The organism is Vogesella lacus (assembly GCF_979366295.1).
In genome coordinates this window covers 1-458 of sequence record NZ_CEETQT010000037.1, presented here as the reverse complement: position 1 = coordinate 458, position 458 = coordinate 1, and the positions used below count along the sequence as shown (strand labels likewise).

1 protein-coding gene is annotated in these 458 nt (G+C 63.5%); it reads left to right on the top strand.

Annotated features, from left to right (window positions below):
* The coding region (locus tag ACZ9W6_RS17590; RefSeq protein WP_465192487.1) for an AMP-binding protein at nt 1–458 on the top strand (458 nt) is incomplete at both ends.

Below are 458 nucleotides of genomic sequence, written 5' to 3'. Positions count from 1 at the left end.
TTGCACTATCGGTCGACGATCTGGGCGCAGGCTTCAGCCTCGCCGCGCAGAGCGTTGCCAGTATCGCCACCGAACGCTTGTGCGACTACATGACACTGGCGCTGACGGGCATTACCGCAGCGCTGGCTCAGGCACCAGCTACCCCGCTGACCCAGCTGAACCTGTTGCCAGCAGCCGAACACGCCCTGCTGCAAAGCTGGGGCGTCAACGAGACGACTTACCCGGACGTCAAACCGGTGCACGAGTTGTTCGAAGCGCAGGCTGCGGCCAACCCCGAGGCCATCGCGCTGATCTTTGGCGACAGCGAACTGACTTACTGCGAGCTCGACACCCGCGCCAACCGCCTCGCGCATCAATTGCTGGCGCAAGGTATCCGCCGTGAAGCGCGTATCGGCATCGCACTGGAGCGCAGCATCGAGATGGTCGTCGGCTTGCTGGCGATTCTCAAAGCCGGTGCC